This is a genomic window from Richelia sinica FACHB-800 (assembly GCF_014698825.1).
GTDB lineage: Bacteria > Cyanobacteriota > Cyanobacteriia > Cyanobacteriales > Nostocaceae > FACHB-800.
Map to the genome: position 1 here is coordinate 139281 of NZ_JACJTT010000007.1, position 21281 is coordinate 160561.

At 41.3% G+C, this 21281-nt stretch carries 13 protein-coding genes, 1 tRNA gene and 1 pseudogene; 9 read left to right on the forward strand and 6 right to left on the reverse strand.

Translation table 11 applies throughout. The annotated features are described in order from the left end of the window. The first annotated feature begins 3 nt into the window (after window positions 1–3). On the forward strand, window positions 4–900 hold the full coding sequence (locus H6G73_RS08285; protein WP_190603147.1) for an alpha/beta fold hydrolase: 897 nt from the start codon (window positions 4–6) through the stop codon (window positions 898–900). 47 nt (window positions 901–947) lie between these two features. After that, window positions 948–1919 carry a CobW family GTP-binding protein gene (locus H6G73_RS08290; RefSeq protein ID WP_190603149.1) on the forward strand — a complete coding sequence of 324 codons (972 nt, stop codon included), beginning with the start codon at window positions 948–950 and terminating at the stop codon, window positions 1917–1919. Window positions 1920–2142: 223 nt separating this feature from the next. Here H6G73_RS08290 and glmU read toward each other — a convergent pair whose 3' ends face one another. The 3 genes and pseudogenes from glmU to H6G73_RS08305 form a co-directional block, all read right to left on the reverse strand. Further along, entirely contained in the window at window positions 2143–3498 is a 1356-nt protein-coding gene (gene glmU / locus H6G73_RS08295; RefSeq protein ID WP_190603152.1) for a bifunctional UDP-N-acetylglucosamine diphosphorylase/glucosamine-1-phosphate N-acetyltransferase GlmU, read from the reverse strand. 114 nt (window positions 3499–3612) lie between these two features. Then, window positions 3613–4230 (reverse strand): annotated as a pseudogene (locus H6G73_RS08300) (HD-GYP domain-containing protein); the annotation flags it as partial. Window positions 4231–4729: 499 nt separating this feature from the next. Beyond that, entirely contained in the window at window positions 4730–5611 is an 882-nt protein-coding gene (locus H6G73_RS08305; protein ID WP_190603154.1) for a tRNA (5-methylaminomethyl-2-thiouridine)(34)-methyltransferase MnmD, read from the reverse strand. 28 nt (window positions 5612–5639) lie between these two features. Between H6G73_RS08305 and H6G73_RS08310 the strand changes: the two genes are divergently transcribed. The 3 genes from H6G73_RS08310 to H6G73_RS08320 are packed head-to-tail and all read left to right on the forward strand — an operon-like array spanning window position 5640 to window position 8314. Further along, window positions 5640–6485 (forward strand): sulfurtransferase, encoded by an 846-nt coding sequence (locus H6G73_RS08310; RefSeq protein WP_190603156.1) that lies wholly within the window; start codon window positions 5640–5642, stop codon window positions 6483–6485. Between the two features lie 9 nt (window positions 6486–6494). Continuing rightward, window positions 6495–7136 (forward strand): YqiA/YcfP family alpha/beta fold hydrolase, encoded by a 642-nt coding sequence (locus H6G73_RS08315; protein WP_190603202.1) that lies wholly within the window; start codon window positions 6495–6497, stop codon window positions 7134–7136. Window positions 7137–7168: 32 nt separating this feature from the next. Then, complete coding sequence (locus tag H6G73_RS08320; RefSeq protein ID WP_190603158.1) at window positions 7169–8314, forward strand: histidinol-phosphate transaminase; 1146 nt, start codon at window positions 7169–7171, stop codon at window positions 8312–8314. On the opposite strand, the gene H6G73_RS08325 is transcribed toward H6G73_RS08320, so the two are convergent. Both H6G73_RS08325 and H6G73_RS08330 read right to left on the reverse strand, forming a co-directional pair. Further along, the gene (locus tag H6G73_RS08325; protein ID WP_190603160.1) at window positions 8311–8841 is read right to left on the reverse strand and encodes a hypothetical protein; all 531 of its coding nucleotides are present in this window, start codon (window positions 8839–8841) and stop codon (window positions 8311–8313) included. The two genes, H6G73_RS08320 and H6G73_RS08325, sit on opposite strands and share 4 nt — an antisense overlap. Before the next feature lie 306 nt (window positions 8842–9147). After that, entirely contained in the window at window positions 9148–9753 is a 606-nt protein-coding gene (locus H6G73_RS08330; protein ID WP_190603162.1) for a GNAT family N-acetyltransferase, read from the reverse strand. Window positions 9754–10690: 937 nt separating this feature from the next. Here H6G73_RS08330 and H6G73_RS08335 point away from each other — a divergent pair. The 4 genes from H6G73_RS08335 (at window position 10691) to H6G73_RS08350 (ending at window position 20696) form a co-directional block, all read left to right on the forward strand. Further along, window positions 10691–14176, forward strand: a complete 3486-nt coding sequence (locus tag H6G73_RS08335; RefSeq protein ID WP_190603164.1) for a response regulator — start codon at window positions 10691–10693, stop codon at window positions 14174–14176. A gap of 150 nt (window positions 14177–14326) precedes the next feature. Beyond that, window positions 14327–15418, forward strand: coding sequence for a hypothetical protein (locus H6G73_RS08340; RefSeq protein WP_190603166.1), 1092 nt, complete (start codon window positions 14327–14329; stop codon window positions 15416–15418). A gap of 50 nt (window positions 15419–15468) precedes the next feature. After that, window positions 15469–15539 (forward strand) — tRNA-Gly (locus tag H6G73_RS08345). 165 nt (window positions 15540–15704) lie between these two features. After that, entirely contained in the window at window positions 15705–20696 is a 4992-nt protein-coding gene (locus tag H6G73_RS08350; RefSeq protein WP_190603168.1) for a GAF domain-containing protein, read from the forward strand. On the opposite strand, the gene H6G73_RS08355 is transcribed toward H6G73_RS08350, so the two are convergent. After that, on the reverse strand, window positions 20693–21109 hold the full coding sequence (locus H6G73_RS08355; protein ID WP_190603170.1) for an ATP-binding protein: 417 nt from the start codon (window positions 21107–21109) through the stop codon (window positions 20693–20695). The genes H6G73_RS08350 and H6G73_RS08355 overlap by 4 nt on opposite strands. Window positions 21110–21281: the final 172 nt, after the last annotated feature.

Genomic DNA, 21281 nt, shown 5'->3' on the forward strand with positions numbered 1-21281 from the left:
ACAATGATTACTTTATCTACAACTGGTTTATTTGGTGGCCTAACCCAAGAATTTCCCTGGAATTGGCAAAATCAGCCTTTACGGGTGGTTTATGAAACTCTGGGTTCTGGTTCACCCTTATTGCTTTTACCTGCTTTTAGCAGCGTTTCCACTAGGGAAGAAGTGGGGGAATTAGCAAAACTCCTCTCTGCTAATTTCCAAGTGACAGCTTTAGACTGGCCCGGGTTTGGTGAATCTTCCCGACCCAGTTTAGATTATCGACCCGAAATATATCGGCAATTTCTCGCAGATTTTGTCAAATCTGTATTTAATTCTCCAATTGCGGTGGTAGCTGCTGGTCATAGTGCTGGTTATGTATTGCAACTAGCTAAGGCAAAACCACAGACCTTTTCCCGCATAGTCTTACTAGCACCAACTTGGCGTGGCCCCTTACCAACCATGGGAGCAAGTCCACAACTAGCAGGTATGGTGAAAGAAATGGTGCGATCGCCTATTCTCGGTCAAGGACTATATAAAATCAACACCTCACCATCCTTTTTACGCTGGATGTATCGTCGTCATGTTTTCACAGATATAGGGAAACTGACCCCTAGCTTCATCACCAAAAAGTGGCACACCACCCAGCAACCAGGGGCCAGATTTGCTTCTGCGGCCTTTGTCACAGGTAACATCGATACAATTCACTCACGAACAGAATTTCTTTCCTTAGTCCAGTCCTTATCAACACCGCTAATGGCCGTCATTGGTGCATCTAGTCCACCTAAATCACGTCAAGAAATGGACGCATTAGCAGCTTCACCAGGAGTTACCAGCATCATTGTTCCTGGGACTTTAGGACTCCATGAAGAATACCCCCCAGTGGTGTGTGAAGCCATCCTGCCATTTTTAAAAGGGTTATGATACACAGATAATGATTATCAATAAAATATCAAGGTTGTTTTGCACATATGATGACTGCTGAACTTTCTCACACAGTCCCTGTCACAGTTTTAACAGGTTATTTAGGCGCAGGTAAAACCACCCTCCTTAATCACATTCTCACCTACGAACACGGCAAAAAAGTTGCTGTCATCGTCAATGAATTTGGCGAAGTAGGCATTGATAATCAACTCGTTATTGATGCCGATGAAGAAATTTTTGAAATGAACAATGGCTGTATTTGCTGTACAGTTCGGGGTGATTTAATTCGCATCATTGGTAACTTAATGAAGCGACGAGATAAATTTGACCATCTCGTGATTGAAACCACCGGATTAGCTGACCCAGCCCCAGTAATTCAAACCTTCTTTGTCGATGAAGATATGCAAAGCCAACTGTCACTAGATGCAGTAGTGACAGTAGTCGATGCTAAACATATTTGGCAACATTGGGAAGCAGACGAAGCCCAAGAACAAATTGCCTTTGCCGATGTAATTTTATTAAATAAAACTGATTTAGTCACACCAGAAGTTTTAGACGAACTAGAACAAAGAATTCGCGGTATGAATGCTATGGCTAAAATCTACCGCACCCAAAATTCAGAGTTAGGAATGGATGCTTTATTGGGAGTTCAAGCCTTTGATTTAGATCGGGCTTTAGAAATTGACCCCAATTTTTTAGGAGAAGATGCCCATGAACATGATGAAAGTGTATATTCAGTAGCTTTAGTAGAAACACGCCCCTTAGATGGCGAAAAATTAAATGCTTGGTTAGGTGAATTACTGCGTAATCAAGGGCCAGATATATTCCGGATGAAGGGAATTTTAAATATCGCTGGTGAAGAAAATCGCTTTGTTTTTCAAGGTGTACATATGCTATTTGATGGTAAACCAGATAGACCATGGAAAGCCAACGAAACCCGTAAAAATGAATTAGTTTTTATTGGTCGTAACTTGGATGCAGATAAATTAAAACGAGATTTTCAAGCTTGTTTAGTGTAAGAACAATTAGAAAATATAGCAGGTGATAGGTGACAGGTGACAGTGCGAGGAATCTTTTATTGTGTAAATCTGAGGATTGGTTGATATTCTCCACTGCAATTAAATATGCGTTTCCCATCACCTCTGTAGAGACGTTACATGTAACGTCTCTACAGTCTTTACCGGATATAACAATGACTTGGGGATATTGCCATTTATGCTGTGTAATGACAGAAAATCGAGTTTAGCTTTGATTCTTTTTCTGCCATTCAGATTTTACTACCTGACGACTGCGAGCAATTACTAAAGCATCATTTGGTACATCTTCGGTGACTGTTGAACCTGCCGCAACATAGACATCATCACCCAAGGTGACAGGGGCTACTAAAACACTATTAGAACCAGTTTTTGTCCGATCGCCTATTTTGGTACGATGTTTTCTCACACCATCATAGTTAGCGGTGATTGTCCCTGCACCAATGTTGACTTGAGTGCCGGCTGTAGTGTCGCCTAAATAAGATAGGTGTGCTACGTTAGTGCGATCGCCCAATTGAGTATTTTTCAATTCCACAAAATTGCCAATGCGACAGCCAGCCCCTACTTCCACATGACCCCGCAAATGTGCATAAGGGCCGATTCTGGTTCCTGGCTGAATGACGCTATCTGTCACCACTGAATACTGAACAGTGACTTTTTCACCCACTTGGCTATTCTCAATCAAAGTGCCTGGGCCAATGCGACTCCCCGTCGCTATCAGCGTATTTCCCCGTAAATGGGTTTGCGGTTCAATGATGACATCTGGTTCTAATTCCACTGTTTCATCAATGGTAATACTTGATGGATCTATTAACGTCACACCAGCCATCATCCATTTTTCCTTGACCCTTTGTTGCAAAATAGCATGGGCTGTTGCTAATTGTAGGCGATCGTTAATTCCTAAAATTTCTTGGTAATCTTCCACATCCACTGCCATCACTTTCCCCACCTGGGTGACAGCATCGGTCAGATAATATTCTTTTTGGGCATTATTAGCTTGTAAATGGGGCAGTACCCTAGCTAAATCAGCCCAGCGAAAACAGTAAATTCCCGCATTAATGCGGCGATTTTGCCTTTGGGCCGCAGTACAATCCTTGTCTTCAACTATTTGTTGCACCACCCCTTCACCATCACAAAATACCCGTCCATAGCCTTTGGGGTCTGGTAAATAGGCAGTCAGAATAGTTGCAGCGTTTTGGTTTTCTTGATGAGTTTGCCACAGACTTTGCAACGTTTCTGTTCGTAATAGAGGCACATCGCCATTTAGTACCAGTAAATCACCACTGTAATCTGCCAAAGCAGGGAGTAATTGCTGAATGGCATGACCTGTTCCTAGCTGTACAGTTTGTTCCACAAACTCTAACCCAGAAATGGAATCCATAGCAGTTTTCACTTCCTGGGACTGATACCCAACAATCACTATGCGTCTTGAGGGAGAAAGCGGTTCTACACTATCAATCACTCTCTCAACCAAGGATTTCCCGCCCAAAGCATGTAAAACTTTGGGTAGATTAGATTTCATTCTTGTGCCTTTTCCCGCCGCTAGAATTGCTACAACAACCATAATGAGGTATCAGTAAATTGCGATGAATGCTTTGCTTATTTTCCCATTCAAGCCCAAATCATCAACAACTTTATTGGAGTTGGGAAACTCTGCATTAACTCAAATTTTGGCAGCCTAGACTGCAACTTGCACGTTTTCGCGAGAATAAATAAATTCCACAAATTTCTCTATCAATTGGGGATTACGCCAACCAGCTTCCGCTTCTTTCTGCATAATCCGCAGGGCAATGTCTGTACTTAAGGCTTTTTTATAAGGTCTTTCACTTTTGAGGGCATCATAAATATCAACCATTTGAAATACCTGGGTCAGGAAAGGAATTTGCCCTCCTTGAAGCCCATCTGGATATCCTGAACCATCCCAGCGTTCGTGATGATGGCGAATGATGGGTAGTACCTCTTTCATGGTTCGCAATGGTTGACAAATTTGTTCGCCAATGACAACATGTCTTTTCATTATTTGCCAATCTTCCCCTGTCAAAGGTTCAGATTTTAATAGCACTTGATCAGGAATTGCTAGTTTACCAATGTCGTGAAGATATGCACCCCGAATCAAGGTTTTGATTTCTGGATGTGAAAGTTCTAGATACTCACCAAACATTTTGCCTAAGTTAACTAGTCTTTCACAGTGGCCACCTGTATTAGAATCCCGATGTTCAATCGCGATCGCAAATGACAATAATACTTGTTCAGACAGCTCAAATTCATCCGTTGACAGACACTTTTCTGCCATTAACTGTGTGAGGGTGACGGATTCAGAACTACCATGTACATCTGATTTGAGCGATTGAGACATGTCCTGTTCTGGAACTAAAAATAGATTTCCTTTTCTGAGGATAGATGCAGTCTCATATTTTTTTTCAATCACAATAGCACCCCGATTTGTTGAGCGATCTGTTGGCAAAATGACTATCTGAAAAGCAGGTGTGGAAGATAAACTGTATTGTACTTAGCCAAAAGCTTTCTCCGTACAATCACGCAGGTATTAATTAAGCTACAAGATGTAGATAAATTTAAGTATATTTGCCGTCATTGTTATTTATACAAATAACAATATTTCTAGACCCTTGAGTGGAGGCTTGATAAATATTACCTGATAAATATTAAGATACTATAAAGAAGTTGGATTCAGTTTAACAAGAGTTAAGAAAAATATTATAGATACAGAAATAAAACTATATATAATATTTATAAATCAAAACTATCAATAAAAATAATATTTACTACCATCCTGATTATAACCATCTTTTCCGCCATTGAGATGTAGGTTCTAGGTCGCTAGTTTCCTGCTCTTTTTGTCTTCTTTGCAATATTGTCTGGGGAGAATCTTGTAGTTGGGGATCGCGGTAGGGAACTGCTGCACGAGTGAGTAAATGTTCTGTTTCTGCCAGAGATAGGGGCATAATTCCGCTAGTAGATGTCAATACATCGTCGCTATGGGCTGCGATTGTACCTGGTGTGCGTCTACCTACAGGTGGAGTAGAAGCTATTACTAAACCAGCATTTAAAAGCGCAGTTCGCACAGCAGCAGCACAGGAATAAGTGGCCAGTAATCCGGTAGTTTTTAAACAACAAGAAACCTCTTTGATAAATTCTACAGTCCATAATTGTGGACATTGAGGAGGAGAAAAGGGATCGAGAAATATGGCATCTGCTGTAAATCCAGATTCACGGATTTGTAAAATTGAATTTCTGGCATCACCTATCATTAAATGGCCATGACAATTAGTTGTTTGTATATGCTCCTTAAAAGCTAATAAATTGAGAATTTCTAAATATCCATAGTTCCAGTTATCAAATAAGTTATGGGTAAGAGCAGCTTGGGGTACTGTAGGGTTGAGTTCCAAAGCCATAATTTCTATATGACAACTAGGGTTGGCTGACCAAATTGTCTCTAAAGCGGCGGCTGTGTTGTATCCTAGACCATAACAAACATCTAGTAAGCGTACAAACCCAGTTTTGGCTTTGGTTGCTAGTTGTGTCGGGGCAGCAAATTTCAAAAAGCTTTCTTGTCTAGCTCCATAATGGCTGTGAAATGATTCTCCGAATTCTGGGGAGATAAAAGTAAATGAACCGTCTTGTGTAGATTGGGGAATAAAAGTTGCAAATTCAGCCATACTGTAAATGTTTAAATTGTGATTGTATATGAGTAATACTCCAGTTGTTTCTCCACAATGGCTCAGAGAAAATCTGCATAATCCTGAAGTGGTAATTGTCGATTGCCGTTTCTCTTTACCTGATCCCACCTTAGGACAACAACAGTATCAAGTTAGCCATATTCCGGGAGCTTGCTATTTAGATTTAAATGAAGATTTATCCAGTCCAGTGGGAGAACATGGTGGTAGACATCCTTTACCTAATGCTGATGAATTAGCCACAAAATTAGGCAAAATTGGCATCACTAATCAAAAAAGTTTTGTAGTTGCCTATGATGATTCCCGGTTTGCTTTTGCTGCGCGTTTGTGGTGGTTGTTGCGTTATTTGGGACATGAACAAGTTGCTGTGTTAGATGGAGGTTTTGCCGGATGGCAACAAGCTGGTTATCCCGTTACTAATGAGATCCCAACACCACCAATAACTCAATTTGTACCTCAAATTCAAGCCGAAAAAGCAGTAGATTATAGTTACGTCAAAAACCACAAAGATAGCCCAGAGGTAGTTTTGGTTGATTCCCGTGAGGGCGATCGCTATCGTGGGGAAAGAGAACCAACTGATAAAATCGCTGGTCATATTCCCGGTGCAGTTAACTATCCTTGGCCAGAGGTAACAGATACTGCTGGTTACTTACAACCTACAGCTGTTCAGCAACAACGTTGGCAACATATCGCCACGGCTGAGGAAATTTTAGTTTATTGCGGTTCTGGTGTGACAGCTTGTGTGAATTTAATTTCTTTGGAAGTGGCGGGGATCAAAACTGGTAAACTTTATGTCGGTAGCTGGAGTGATTGGATTACTTATGATGAAAACGATATCTCTAGGCAATCAGTTTGACGGGTGATTATTGGTAGCATGTTTATCTATCTCCACGGTTTTGCTTCTAGTCCCCAATCTGCTAAAGCCCAGGATATCAGCCAACGCTTTGCCCAACTCCAGATCCCAGTGCAAGTTCCTGACTTAAATGCTGGTGATTTTTCCCATTTGACAATTTCTCGACAGTTAAATCAAGTAGCCACAGAGTTTGCTGATAGTTCTGCACCTATTACTTTGATTGGTTCGAGTTTAGGTGGATTGACGGCTGCACATTTAGCACAAAAGTATCCCCAAGTACAACGTCTTGTCTTATTAGCACCAGCATTTGGGTTTTTGTCCCATTGGTTAGTGAAATTGGGTGAGGCAGAAATACAACGATGGCAGCAAGACAAATATCTGATGGTGTACCACTACGGTGAAAAACAACATCTGCCCCTACATTACGATTTTCTCACCGATGCTAGCCAATATCAGGAAGAAGATTTGCAGCGTCCTGTCCCTACCCTAATTTTGCATGGAAACCATGATGAAGTTATCCCCATCAGTGCCAGTCGTGATTTCGTGCGATCGCGTCCTTGGACAGAGTTAATAGAACTGGATAGCGACCATTCTTTAGGTAATGCCACATCGGCAATTTGGCAAGCTATTTACTCATTTTGCTTTGGTAGTTAACTAAGACAAAATATTCAACCATTACCATAATTATGCTTAAATTCATTCGGTCCGATTTATCTGAATTTACCGCCTATAAACCCCATCCCAGTAGTGATACCGGGGAACCTGTCGCTACTCAGTTTGACCGACTCGATACCAATGAAAGCCCCTATGATTTACCTTCAGATTTAAAAGAAAAGTTAGCTTGGCATTTCCAGCAAGTAATTGAAAGCAATCGCTATCCTGATGGTGGTCATGAAAACCTCAAAGATGCGATCGCTGAATATGTGAATGAATCTGCTGGCCTTTCCTCTCCCTTATTTACATCTGCCCATATCTCCGTTGGGAATGGTTCCGATGAATTGATTCGTTCTCTATTAATTGCCACTTGTCTCCAGGGAGAAGGCTCAATTTTAGTCACCAATCCTACCTTTTCCATGTATGCAATTCTCGCCCAAACCTTGGGTATTCCCGTGGTAACTGTGGGTAGAAATGAAAGCAACTTTGAAATGGATTTAGCCGCAGCAAAATCTGCCCTGGAATCAACTCAAACCCCACCCATTCGGGTTGTCTTTGTTGTTCATCCCAACTCCCCCACAGCTAATTGCTTAACAGACGCAGAATTAACATGGTTGAGAAGTCTGCCAGAGGAAGTGTTAGTAGTAATTGATGAAGCTTACTTTGAGTTTAGTCAAACGACCCTAGTGGCAGAAATTGCCCAGCGTCCCAACTGGATTATTCTGCGTACCTTTTCTAAAGCCTTTCGTTTGGCAGCCATGCGGGTAGGTTATGCTGTCGCTCATCCAGAAGCGATCGCTATTTTAGAAAAAGTCCGCTTACCTTACAACCTGCCTAGTTTTTCCATCGCGGCCGCTTTAGTAGCATTGCAACACCGCCAAACTTTACTGGCATCCATTCCCCAAACAATTAGCGATCGGACTCAACTCATCACTACTCTATCTTCTCATCCCGCCTTAGAAATTGTCCCCAGTGCCACCAACTTTATCTACCTGCGTCTGAAATCTTCACAATCTCCATCAGCAACCTTAACCCATCTCTACCAACAACTTAAATCTCATGGTACTTTAATCAGACTCCTACCCAGTGGATTAAGAATAACTATCGGCAGTCCAGCAGAAAATACCCGCACCTTACAACGACTACAAGCAGCTTTAGCTAACTTTCCATCACCTTAATAATTATCAACATCGCTGCCAAAACGTCTGACTATTGCCACCGTTTGTGGCAGCACTCCCACCAAATTAGCAAAAGCTTCATCCGGTAACTGAGCTACTATATCTGCTGTAAACCACTGTTCAAACTGATCTAGAATTTTTTGTACTCGCTCGTGAGCAATATGATTTTCTGTAATTTGCTTAATTAAGCGAATCCACTGTCTTCTAATCAAAAAAGCCTTTTGACGGTCTTCGTGGGATTCAGGAGACAGTAAAGACAAATTTCCTATAGCTAATACCCTTTGGCAGTCACGGTCATAATCCCCACCTACTACTGCTCCAGGTCCAGCAAACTCCGCATGGTATTTTTTAAACAGTATTAATCCATTACGCCTGCGACTATTGACCATCAAAACTTCATGATTATGTAGCATTGTCAGAATGTCAGCCTCTTCATCTGGCATAGCAACACGGTCAATAACATGAGTATCTAGGTGATAATTTGATACCATAACTGCTTGATAGCGTCGATTCTTTTCGCTATCCATATTTTCTCTAACTTCCTTGAGTTGGTTGACAAGACGCACTTCAAAATTAACTACCGGAAAGTGGAATTAGAGCCTGAAATTATCTTAAATTTTTAACTTTTTTTACTATATTTTGCTTATTTTAGTCATAAATCATTATACTTCGCAATTATTAACCTAATTTTAGGTGATTTGACAACCTTTGTGTCTCTAACAGGACATCTTTAACTTAAAGTTTTGATAAAGATCAATGGGAAAATGCAAAGTTATCATGGGTGATCTCCCTGTTACTCCATGTATTTACGAAACTCAGCAGCCTCAATGTGATTAACCATTCAGCCGTTTATGGAGAAAAATCTGCCTTGATTGGTTAAATAGAACCGTATTCCAGTCAGATTCTACCTGATGCACTCGATATCCCTGTTTAAAATAAAGCTGTCTAGCTGGGTAGTTTTTTTCCAAAACATGTAAGTATATGTCTTGAAACCCCCATTCCTGGGACAATTGTTCACACCTCATGAGTAAACTAGATGCCACACCATACCGCCGATATTGAGGGTTAACAGCCAAATTAGATAAATAAGGAAAGGTTTTTTGCACATAAGCCCAAGAATCACTGAAACGTACATTCAGTTCTACCGTTCCCACAATTTGATTACCTTTTTCCGGTGTAGCATCTATTGCTACCAAACAAGCATGATGGGGTGATGGAGAAATTAGACGGTATCTGAGGTCTTCGTAAATACCCAAGCGGAATAAGGGAAAGGCCCAACCCCAGAAACCAGTTTGAGAATGGAAGCTTTCAGCAATAATTTGGGCAATACCAGTCAAATCAGCAGATGTAGCTGCACGAATTTCCATCTGCCAGGAAGATTTAACTCCAGGGTCGGTGACTGGTTGTGGATGATGTGGGTGGAAAAACCAGGATTTCAAAGCCAGCTTACAAATTTATTTAATTGCGGAACTATATCTCTCCAGTATCCTTCATCCACCCTCTAAAACTAAATGACAAATCTTGTGAATTGCTAAAAATAGCACTGGATATAAGCTAAACTCATGACTGGTACGCTCAGACCACTAGAGAAGACAGGGTGAACGTTGGTATTGTCAGGTTAGAGACAGATGGGTTTCTCACTATCTGGAGTCTACCAGCATTTGCATAGCACAGATGGCTAGGAAAATTACCAATCAGTTTAGCAGTACCTATATTATTATGGTTGAGCGACTCCTATGGCTACGAGCTTGAGATTGTTTCTGACCTGGTTTTGCTCGGGACAGTTAGCACTCAAGTAAGACTATGGTTGATACTAGAAACAGAATTATGTAGAGATACCTCATATTCAATATTAAAAATTCCCAATTTACTGAAAACTACTCTTTGTCTTAGTATTAGTTCTAATTAAGAAATTGGAAATGGGTATTTGTTTGATAGTATACTGTGGTTGCAAGTAGTGCTGGCGTATTATTAATGACTCTAGTCGCGATCGCCATAAATTCAAAATAGGAGGTGTTAGGAAAGCTCAAGGACTGGGAAAAATGAATTTATAGGGGCAATTAGCTGTTATATCTAGCAGGTAATTGTGTCTGAAAAAATGGCAATTAATAAGAAAACACAGGTACAGGTTTTCAGGATGAGCAAAAATTTCAGCAATTTTCAAACACAGCGATCGCCATCCAGTCGCTGCTTGGCATCAGAGGCACAAAGCATGAATCATTAAATTTATTTAAGTAATTCCCACCTTTGTCAAGATAGCAGTCAAATAATTAAACAGTTTATTGGTCGAAATAACCTGCGCTTCCTTGACTAATTACAGTTCCCTGACTCAGCTTAATTCTTTATCCAACTGCCGTTGCAGCAGGAAAGCGGTGCATGATATCACAAGCACACAGTAAGCCAAAAATTTTAGTTGTCGATGATGAACCCGACAACCTTGACTTGCTTTACCGCACTTTTTATCGTGAATATAAGGTGCTGAGGGCAAACTCTGGCCCAGCGGCATTAGATTTGTTGGCCCAAGAAGGAGATATTTCAGTGATTATCTCCGACCAAAGAATGCCAATGATGAGTGGTACAGAGTTTTTAAGCCTGACAGCAACCCAATACCCAGATATTATTCGGATTATTTTAACTGGCTATACCGATGTCGAAGACTTGGTGGAAGCAATTAATGCTGGAAAAGTATTTAAATATGTCACCAAGCCTTGGGAAGCAGAGGAACTCAAAGCTGTAGTTCGTCAAGCGTTGGACACCCATAATGTACTCAAAGCCAGAACCCGCGAACTGACTCGCACTTTGCGGCAAGAGTCTTTGCTAAATACTGTTACTAATACAATTCGTAGTGCTTTAGACTATCGGCAAATTTTACAAACAATTGTAGATACCGTTGGACATATGCTGGAAGTGGATGTGTGTTTATTACGTCCCTTCCAAGATGAACAATTAGCTGACGAAGGATTTATTTATCAAAAAGCTGCTATCAGTGCCAATGAGGAATCAGGAGAATCTACTACAGAGGTAGGAGAAGTATCTGTGTGTGCATCTCCGGTGTTGGTGCAAACTGTGTGGGAAACCCGCGAAGTCCAGGTCATCCAAGATGTAACTAATGATGACCGGATTCAAGGAGACCGAATTGAAGCTTTTCGCATTGCGAATATTCACTCTAGCTTAGTAGTCCCCTTAATTTGTCAACAGGAACTCATTGCTGTCCTCGCATTACACCAATGTTCCCAATCTCGTCTCTGGGGAGAAGAAGAGGTACAGCTAGTGATGATGGTGGCAGACCAAGCAGCCTTGGCATTGTCCCAATCCTATGCCTATGAGCAAGTTCGTGCCCTAGCTAAAAGAGAATCATTAATCAATACTATTACAAGTGCTATTCGCTCCAGTTTAGATCCACAAGATATATTTGCTGCTATTACTCAACAACTAGGACAGGCTTTACAAGTTGATGGTTGTGTTTTGTCCCTATGGACAGAAGAAGATGAATTTTTAGAATGCGTTGGTTTATACGATAGCGCTGAAGATCCAGGTGTATTGGCAGATAATTACAGCCAAAATAATCTGGGTGGTTTAACAAAACAATTACCCAGTACACAAATACCAATTACCCACCCCATTCTGCAAGAAACATTGCGGACACAGGAACCAGTGATTATTGGTGATATTAGTAGCTCTAATTTAACATTACAGGGATTTAACTTACCGTTGCATACTGCAGTGCGATCGCTCATGGTAGTGCCCTTAGTCGCCGATGGTAAATGTATTGGTAGTATTGCTTTAGCCCAAGGAACAAGAACCCGCAGATGGCTAGTCTCAGAAATAGAATTAGCCAAAGCTGTAGCTTCCCAAGCAGCGATCGCTGTGCAACAATCTAGACTGTATCAAAAAACCCGTGAACAAGCAGAACGGTTATTAGAACTAGACCGGCAAAAAACCGAGTTTTTCCAAAATATCTCCCACGAGTTCCGTACCCCTATCACCTTAATCCAAGGGCCATTAGAATCCTCAGTCAGCGTAGGTGAAGGTTTATCCTACGATCAAAGTATGATCGCCCTGCGTAACTCCCGTCGGTTGTTACGATTAGTCAATCAACTACTGGATTTACAGCGCCTAGATGCTGGCAGAATGCAGCCTAGTTTCCGCCCTTGTGATCTCGTAGAATTCGTCACCCAAATCATTGAATCCTTTCGTCCCTACTGTGAGAAAAAGGGACTGCGAGTATTTAGTGATTTAGCCCTTTGCCCCCCAGTCTACTTAGACCTAGAAAAATTTGACAAGGTAATTTATAACCTGTTGTCCAATGCCATGAAATTCACCCGTGAAGGTGGGGTTATCTCTGTCAGACTACATGCCCGCACCGATCACTGTATTTTACAAGTCCAAGACACAGGGATTGGCATTAGACCAGAACAAATTCCCTACCTCTTCGACAGGTTTCGTCAAGCCGAAGGTTCAGCCAACCGTTCCTATGAAGGTAGTGGTTTAGGATTGGCTTTAGTGAAAGAATTGGTAGAACTGCACGGGGGACAAGTAACCGTAGAATCAGTTTATGGCCAAGGTACAACCTTTACCTTACAACTATTAACCGGTTCAGCCCATTTACCCCCTGAACAGGTCAAAGATACGCCAGGGGAAATCACCATCAGCCGGGCCAGTGTGGAACTAGCTGATTTAGAACAGTTGGAGTCAACCACAGAACAATTAGAAGTTAAGCCAGAATTACTCCCTCAACCAGCCAATTCCTCCACTGGAGGCAGTCCAACCATCCAAGGTAAGGGTGATACCATCTTAGTGGTAGATGATAACCCTGATTTGCGTAGTTATGTATCTGATATCCTCCGTCGCAGTGGTTATCACGTAGCGACTGCCCGCAACGGCTATGAAGGTTACAATACAGCCCAGGAAATAGTCCCCAGCCTGATTATCACCGATTTGATGATGCCATTGGTGACAGGCATGGAAATGATTCGGATGATTCGTAGCGATGGAAATTTAAAAGGAATACCCATCATTCTCCTCACAGCGAAAGTAGACGAAGAAACTCGCATTGAAGGGACTGAACATGGTGCAGATGCTTATTTAGCAAAACCCTTCAATGACCGGGAACTTCTAGCAGAGGCGCGGAATCTTTTAGCCTTGAAGGAAAATGAAAAACGCATCTTGGAACTCAACAGTTACCTGACAGAATCAGTCCTCAAACGCTTTTTGCCACCAGCGTTAGTACAGAAAGCTGCTGCGGGAACTCTTACCCTAGACTTGCGTCCAGAACCGCGATTAGTCACCGTGTTGTTTAGTGATATTGTCGGCTTTACTCAACTAGCCAATACCCTCAGATCCCGAAAAGTGGCAGAAATCCTCAATGAATATCTAGAAGTGATGACCAAGGTTGTCTTTGACAATGGCGGGACAGTAGATAAATTCATGGGAGATGCAATTCTAGCTTTATATGGTGCACCAGAAGAACTAACTCCCAATGAACAGGTGCGTCGGGCTATCAATACAGCTAGAGGGATGCAACGAGCATTGGTGAGTTTAAATGAACGCTGGCGTACCCAAGGTATCTTTGAGACTGACGGACGTGATGGCGTACAGTTCCGTTGTGGTATTCACCAAGGTACTGCGGTGGTAGGGATGTTTGGTAGTGCGGAACGTGCTGACTACACAGCTATTGGCCCCAGTGTGAATATTGCGGCGAGATTGCAAGTGGCGGCTACTCCCGGTACAATTCTGGTTTCTGCGGCGGTGGCTGATTATTTACAGGAAGAAGAAATTACTAAAGGTAGTCCTCTAGAGTTAAAAGGTATTGATGAAACTGTGCTCACCTTCGCTGTGACACCAGAGTTGATTACCCAATAATTATTTGGGCTGGGAAATGGGGATATGTTGCTATAATCCTGATTTTGCCAATGGGGAAAATTTGAGTAAAGCTATTCATGAAATGCTATAAAGGTCAGGGTGTAGGGAACAAATACCAATGAAAAATTAAAGATAATAAATTGGAAACCCATGACAACATCGGTTGCTGATAAAACTTCTATTCCAGTTGCTAGTGGGAGAAAACATACAGACCCACCTTTTTTGTGGTTTGTGGTGACTCTGAGTTCCATTAGCCTACATTTATTGGTGTTTTGGTGGTTAAATTCCTCATCCACTGGTACGGAATTTTGGTTTCCCCAGTCCAACCAAAGTGCAGAAATTCCTGTGGACTTTGTTGAAATTGCACCATCAACAAAACCTGTAGAAAAACCTCCATCACAGGTGGCGCAAGTAATACCAAAGACGACGGAACAGGAAAGTTCTGTTAGTGCAGTTGTCAAGCAACCAAAACCCACTCCCAGCAACAGGCAAACGGAAATCATTAAAAGTGAGCAGCAACGACCTCAGCCACAGGTGACAAGGAATCAAGTGCAGCGTCAACGTCAACCGTTCAAATCACAGGTAACTCCCGCACCGCAATCAACATTAACACCCCAGCCCCAACCTTCAATAGTCACACCACCAACGGGAGAATTACCTTGGGGTCGTCGTCAAGAAATCAAATTAGGACGGGGAACACAGCTACCCAATGATATTCCGGGGGAATCACCAGCACCCACACAGGAAGAAACGCCTACAGCTACACCCACACCTACAGGTGAAGTTTCTCCTCCTCCTCTGGCTGAAGCTACGCCAGAACCAACACAGACAGCAACTTATGGTGGAGCGATCGCTACTGTCAGTTCTATACTCAAAAATGAAGTTACTCAATTAATTAAACAGAGAATATTACTAGATGAAGCTTTACCCGATGTGCTTCCCCAATATCAAGGTAGTAGCAACAAACAGATAGATCCGAGTTTTCTACCTAGTGGGGGTGGACTAGAACCTGCGAATATTCTAGCTAGTTTAATAATTGATCAAAATGGTAACTTTCAGCAATCGGTAGTTCTCGATATTACGCCAGCTAAACTCCGCACAGAAAAAAGCATCTATGAGCAAGCACTAAATGAAGTATTTAAACAAGAAAAGTTTATTGCTGCCTATAACAACAATGGTTCTCAACCTGTTTTGAGTAATTTGTATGTACGAATTAAAATTCAACCAATTAATTCTCAATAACTACTTGAAATTTTAATTCCATTACGTTATAGTTATGTATGTGCCGATTTGCGGGCGTAGTTTAGTGGTAAAACTATAGCCTTCCAAGCTATTAATGCGGGTTCGATTCCCGCCGCCCGCTTAGAAAATGACTCAGCTTCAATATTTAAGTACAATGGTCTTGAGTGAGAGGCTAGCGGAGGCTGTGCTATTTGTATCAGTCACTGAGGAGAAACTGATATCATGTAGTCACCACTAATGATACATGCCTCCCCTGACGAAGGTCGGTATTGATTAAGGTTTAATTATGACAGCATCATTACCTGATAACGAAGCTCAAAGAATAGAGGCGCTGTTACAATACAGAATTCTCGATACATCGCCGGAAGTGGCTTTTGATGACCTCACTCGTCTAGCTTCGTATATTTGTGGTACTCCCATAGCCTTAATCAGTTTAATTGATACCAATCGCCAATGGTTTAAATCGAAAGTTGGGTTAGATGTTTCCGAAACTCACCGGGATTTGGCATTTTGTAGTCATGCGATTTTACAGAGTGACGTATTTGTTGTTCCTGATGCAACCAAGGATGAGCGATTTGCCCATAATCCTTTGGTGACAGAGCAGCCGGACATTCGTTTTTATGCTGGTGTCCCTTTAATTACTGCGGATGGGTATGGGCTAGGAACACTGTGTGTAATTGATCGCATACCAAGGGATTTAACACCTGAGCAAATAGAGGGATTGAAAATTATTGCTCGTCAAGCCCTGTATCAATTAGAAAGGCGACGCATCCATCATAGTCTATCCTTAACACAGGCGGAAGAAAACCATTCTCCTATTTTTAACAAATTTGCTTTTCCCTTCTCGAAAAAGATGAAGGGAGGATTGATTTTAGCAGCGACAATATTATTGATGCTCGGTGGATTGGCATATTATTATGCCAAAGTCTTTATCACAGCTGATAGTGAAGTCAAAAATAGTCAAAGGCAAATTAATAGCCAAGAAAAATTAATTTCTTTGGTGAAGGATACCGGAATCGGACAGCGTAGTTATTTACTCACGGGTAATCAATCAGATTTAGACCATTATCAAAGAGCCGTTAAAAATATTGATCAAGAATTGAAAACCTTGAAGTCTTTACCCTTCAAGGCATCTAGGCAAAAACAAATAAATAAACTGGAGAATTTAATCAACCAAAAATTAGCCCAATTACAAAGAACAATTAAATTACGAGCAGCAAATAATTTGCCTGTGTCTGTAGAGCCAAGCATTAGGCAATCTCAAAGTTTGATGAGTGAGATTAACCAGCTGAATATTGAGATTGAACAACAGGAAAAAGCATGGATTGAGCAACAGTCTGCCTTGGCAACAGTGAGCAAACGCAATACTATCGCCACAGTAGCGATCGCTATTTTGACTGGTTTTTTCTCTTTTTCTGTGCTCTACTACCTGATGTATCGGGTAGTTCAAGACCAACAAAAAGTCAAATCTGTCCTCAAACACGAGCGCAATTTTATTTCTGCCGTTCTAGATACCGCTAGTGCCTTGGTCATGGTGTTGGATCACCAAGGACGAATTGTCCGCTTTAATCAAGCTTGTGAGCAGGTTACAGGTTACTCCTTTGAAGAAGTGCGGGGCAGGTATTTGTGGAATGTGTGCATAGCTCCCCAGGAAGTTGAGCAAATTAAAGCTAATTTCCGACATATTCAAACCACTAGAGGCAGAAATAATTATGAACACTATTTGATTGCTAAGGATGGCACCCAAAGATTGACTACCTGGTCAACTACCACTCTCAACGATCCTCAAGGCAACCTGGAATATGTGGTGGGGACTGGGATTGATATTACAGAACGCAAAGAAACGGAAGACTATCTCCAGCGCCAAATCACAGCGGTAGAAGCTGCCACGGATGGTATCGCTATTCTCAATCAAAATTATGAGTACATTTATCTCAACAGTGCTCATATCCAGATGTTTGGATATAGTGATGCAGCAGAATTGCTAGGGCAAAAATTACAAACTCTTTACTCTCCTGTGGAAGTCCAATGGTGGGAAGAGCAGGTATTACCTGAATTATCCAGCCAAGGTTATTGGCGTGGAGAAGCAATTGCCAGAAAAAAAGACGGTATTACATTTCCTGAAGAAGTTTCTTTCACCCTGTTAGAACAGGGAGGATTGATTTGTGTTTGTCGAGATATTAGCCAGCGTAAACGAGCGCAACAGGAATTAGCAATTCAATATGCTGTAAGTAGCGCCTTGGCTGAATCTCTAGGGATGAACGAAGCCACCCAGCGGATTTTGCAAAGAATCGGTAAAAGTTTGGGTTGGGATTGGGGGGAATTTTGGCTGGTCAATCAACGAGCCAATTTTTTGTATTGTCTGGATATTTGGGATGGGGGATCTTCTGAGTTCCAAGAGTGGGAAATTATCACCAGACAGGTGACTTTTGGCTTAGGAATTGGTTTACCTGGACGTATTTGGGCTAAAAATGAACCGATATGGCTGCCGGATGTGCTGGAAGATGGTCAATTTGTGCGATCGCAAATAGCCCAAAAGCTAGGAATCAGAGCAGGTTTTGGCTTTCCTATTTGTAGCGAAAATAAAATCCTGGGTGTGATGACCTTTTTTAGCCACAAAATCCAGCAACCGAATGGAGATTTGCTGAAGGTTTTGAATTCCATTGGCAACCAAATCGGTCAATTTATCCAACGCAAACTGACGGAAGAAGAACTACAACGGCAAAACTTGCGATCGCAATTATTAGGTGATATCACCCTAAAAATCCGCGACTCCCTAGAAATTGACGAAATCCTGCAAATCAGCGTCACCGAAGTCCAAAAGCTACTTCAGGCAGACCGAGTAGTGATCATGCACCTACTGCCAGATGGTAGTTTGAATATGGTCAAAGAAGCAGTCATCCCTGGTATTCCTGTGTTAACCGGGCAAAAGATTACTGATAACTGTTTTACAGAAACTTATATTCAGAAATACTATCAAGGTCAGTTAGGGATTTTCCATGATATAGAACGCAGTGGGCTGGAACCTTGCCATGTGCAATTGCTCAAAAATTTGGGTGTGAGAGCTAACCTAGTCATACCCCTCTTCTTAACCCATAAACTTTGGGGATTATTAATTGCCCATCAATGTGACAAACCCCGCTATTGGCAAACTTGGGAAATGGAACTTTTACAGTCCCTGGCTGACCAAATCGGCATCGCCCTAGCCCAAGCAAAATTACTAGAAGCAGAAAAATTCCAACGTCTAGAACTAGAACATGCCCGTCAACAAGCTGAGTTAGCTTCCCATGCCAAAAGTGCTTTTTTGGCAAATATGAGCCACGAAATTCGTACCCCCATGAATGCTGTTTTAGGCATGACTGGACTGTTGTTAGAAACAACCCTCAACCCTGAACAACGAGATTTTGTAGAAACTATTCGCATTAGCGGTGATGCCTTACTCTCTCTGATCAACGAAATTCTAGATTTATCCAAGCTAGAAGCTGGGGAAATGATGTTGGAAAATCTGGATTTTGATTTATCCAACTGTGTGGAAGAAGTATTAGATTTATTAGCACCCCAAGCCCACAATAAACAGTTAGAAATCGCTGCCTTAATTCAACCGAATGTTCCCAATTTTTTGCAAGGAGATGCTAGTCGCTTACGACAAGTTTTGATGAATTTGATTAGTAATGCGATTAAATTTACCACTGTAGGTGAAGTGATAGTCAGAGTAGAATTGCAATCAGAAACTCCCACCACAGCCGTAATTCGCTTTACTATTGCAGATACAGGTATTGGCATTTCTCCTCAAGACCGGGAGAAGTTGTTTCACCCATTTTCCCAAGTCGATGCATCTATTACCCGTGAATATGGAGGAACGGGTTTAGGACTAGCCATTTGTCGGCAGTTGGTGAATTTAATGGGAGGTAACATTGCTGTTGATAGTGAGATTGGCAAAGGTTCCCAATTTTGGTTTGAACTTCCTTTTATCAAGCAAGCTCAGTCCCATGCACCATTACCAGAATTAAAATTACTGCAAAATCGCCGCTTGTTAGTTGTAGATGATAATGCCACAAATCGCAAAATCATCCATCAACAAGTCAGTCGCTGGGGAATGGATGTGAACGAAGCAGAGGACGCATCCACCGCAATCATAGCTTTACAAGCTGCGGTAGAGGCAGGAAATCCCTATGATGTGGCTGTTATTGATATGCAAATGCCAAGGGTAGATGGTATTACTCTTGGTTCTCAAATCAAGACTAATTTAGCGATCGCTTCTGTGTCTATGATTATGTTAACTTCCACTAATCAGAGAGATGAAGTCCAGAAGGCGATTAAAACAGGATTTGCCGCCTATTTGCTCAAACCTGTTAAACCATCCCGACTTCTAGATACGATCATGAATATCCTAGTCACCACCTCAGACTTGGAAAATGATCTCCAGCCAGAAAATCTGCCATCACCTTCCAATTTTATCCCAACTTCTCCATCCCCACTTATTAAGTCACCGAAATTAAGAGTTTTAATTGCTGAAGATAATTTAGTCAATCAAAAAGTAGCTCAAAAGTTACTACAAATTCTTGGTTATGATGCTGATGTGGCTGCTAACGGTCAAGAAGTTTTACAGTTAATTAGAAAAGTTCCTTATGATTTGATTTTAATGGACTGCCAAATGCCCATTCTCGATGGTTTAGAAACAACTAGAGCTATGCGCTGTTGGCAGCCAAAATCCTTTGCCAGTGGTCGTCAACCTGTGATTATTGCCATGACAGCTAATGCCATGAAAGAGGATAAGGAAAACTGTATCCGGTCAGGAATGAACGATTATTTAAGTAAACCAGTCATTAAAGATAAATTAGCAGCAGTATTAGACCATTGGAGTCAAGTAATTTTCGCTAACCAAACAGAAGAAACTTTACCAGTTCTGCCTATAACTGACCTAGACCAAAATTTATTTGCCTTAGATATTGATTGGCAACACTTACATCAATTATCAGAAAATAACACTGAATTTGAGTGGGAAATTCTACAACTATTTGTGGAAGATACTTTAAAACATTTAGAAGCTGCAAGAAATGCAATTCAAGCCAACGACTGTGAACAGCTATACAGAGAAGCACATCATTTAAAAGGAACTAGCGGTAATATTGGCGCGACTAATATTCAAAAATTAGCAGAAAAGCTGGAAACAATGGCAAGGGAAAAAGAGCGAAGGGGCACATATAATTTAGTGGCAGAAATGGAAACCTATGTCCACCGCATCTCTATTTTTTTAGCTAACCGCAATTCTCTTTAATAAAATTTCTGTATGAATAAGCAATAACGCTGATTTGGCATTAAATCATAGCTGAGATGATCTGCTAATTTGTCCATAATTTTTAATCCTCGACCACGGGCTTGATTATTTTCTTCTAATTCCTGAGTTTCACGTAGTTTTTTTTGTAAATCAAAAGGTTGGCCAAAAGACCAGATGCGGATTTCGATAGTATGGGGAGAACGGACAGCTTCTATTTCAATTGGTGTCTCTATAGGTAAATTTTTGTGAGCATGTTCCACAATATTTGTAAAGCCTTCTAATAATAATGTTTGACATTGCCACCAGATTTTTTTATCCTGAATAGGAGGCTGGTTGAGTTGGTCAAACCAAGATAAAACTTCTCGATAAACGTTTAAATCAGTATTGACTTTTAGATATATTTTCGTATCCACGGCTTGACCTCACCAGAAAATACTTTTTAAACCAGGCATCGTCTGACGATGAAAATAAAATTTTAATTAAATAAATTCTATTCTAAAATCATTTCTAAAATCATTTAATTAATCGCTTTTAGGTGGGTGAAACATCCAAATCATTCAATCCTGAGTAATTCACCACTTCTAC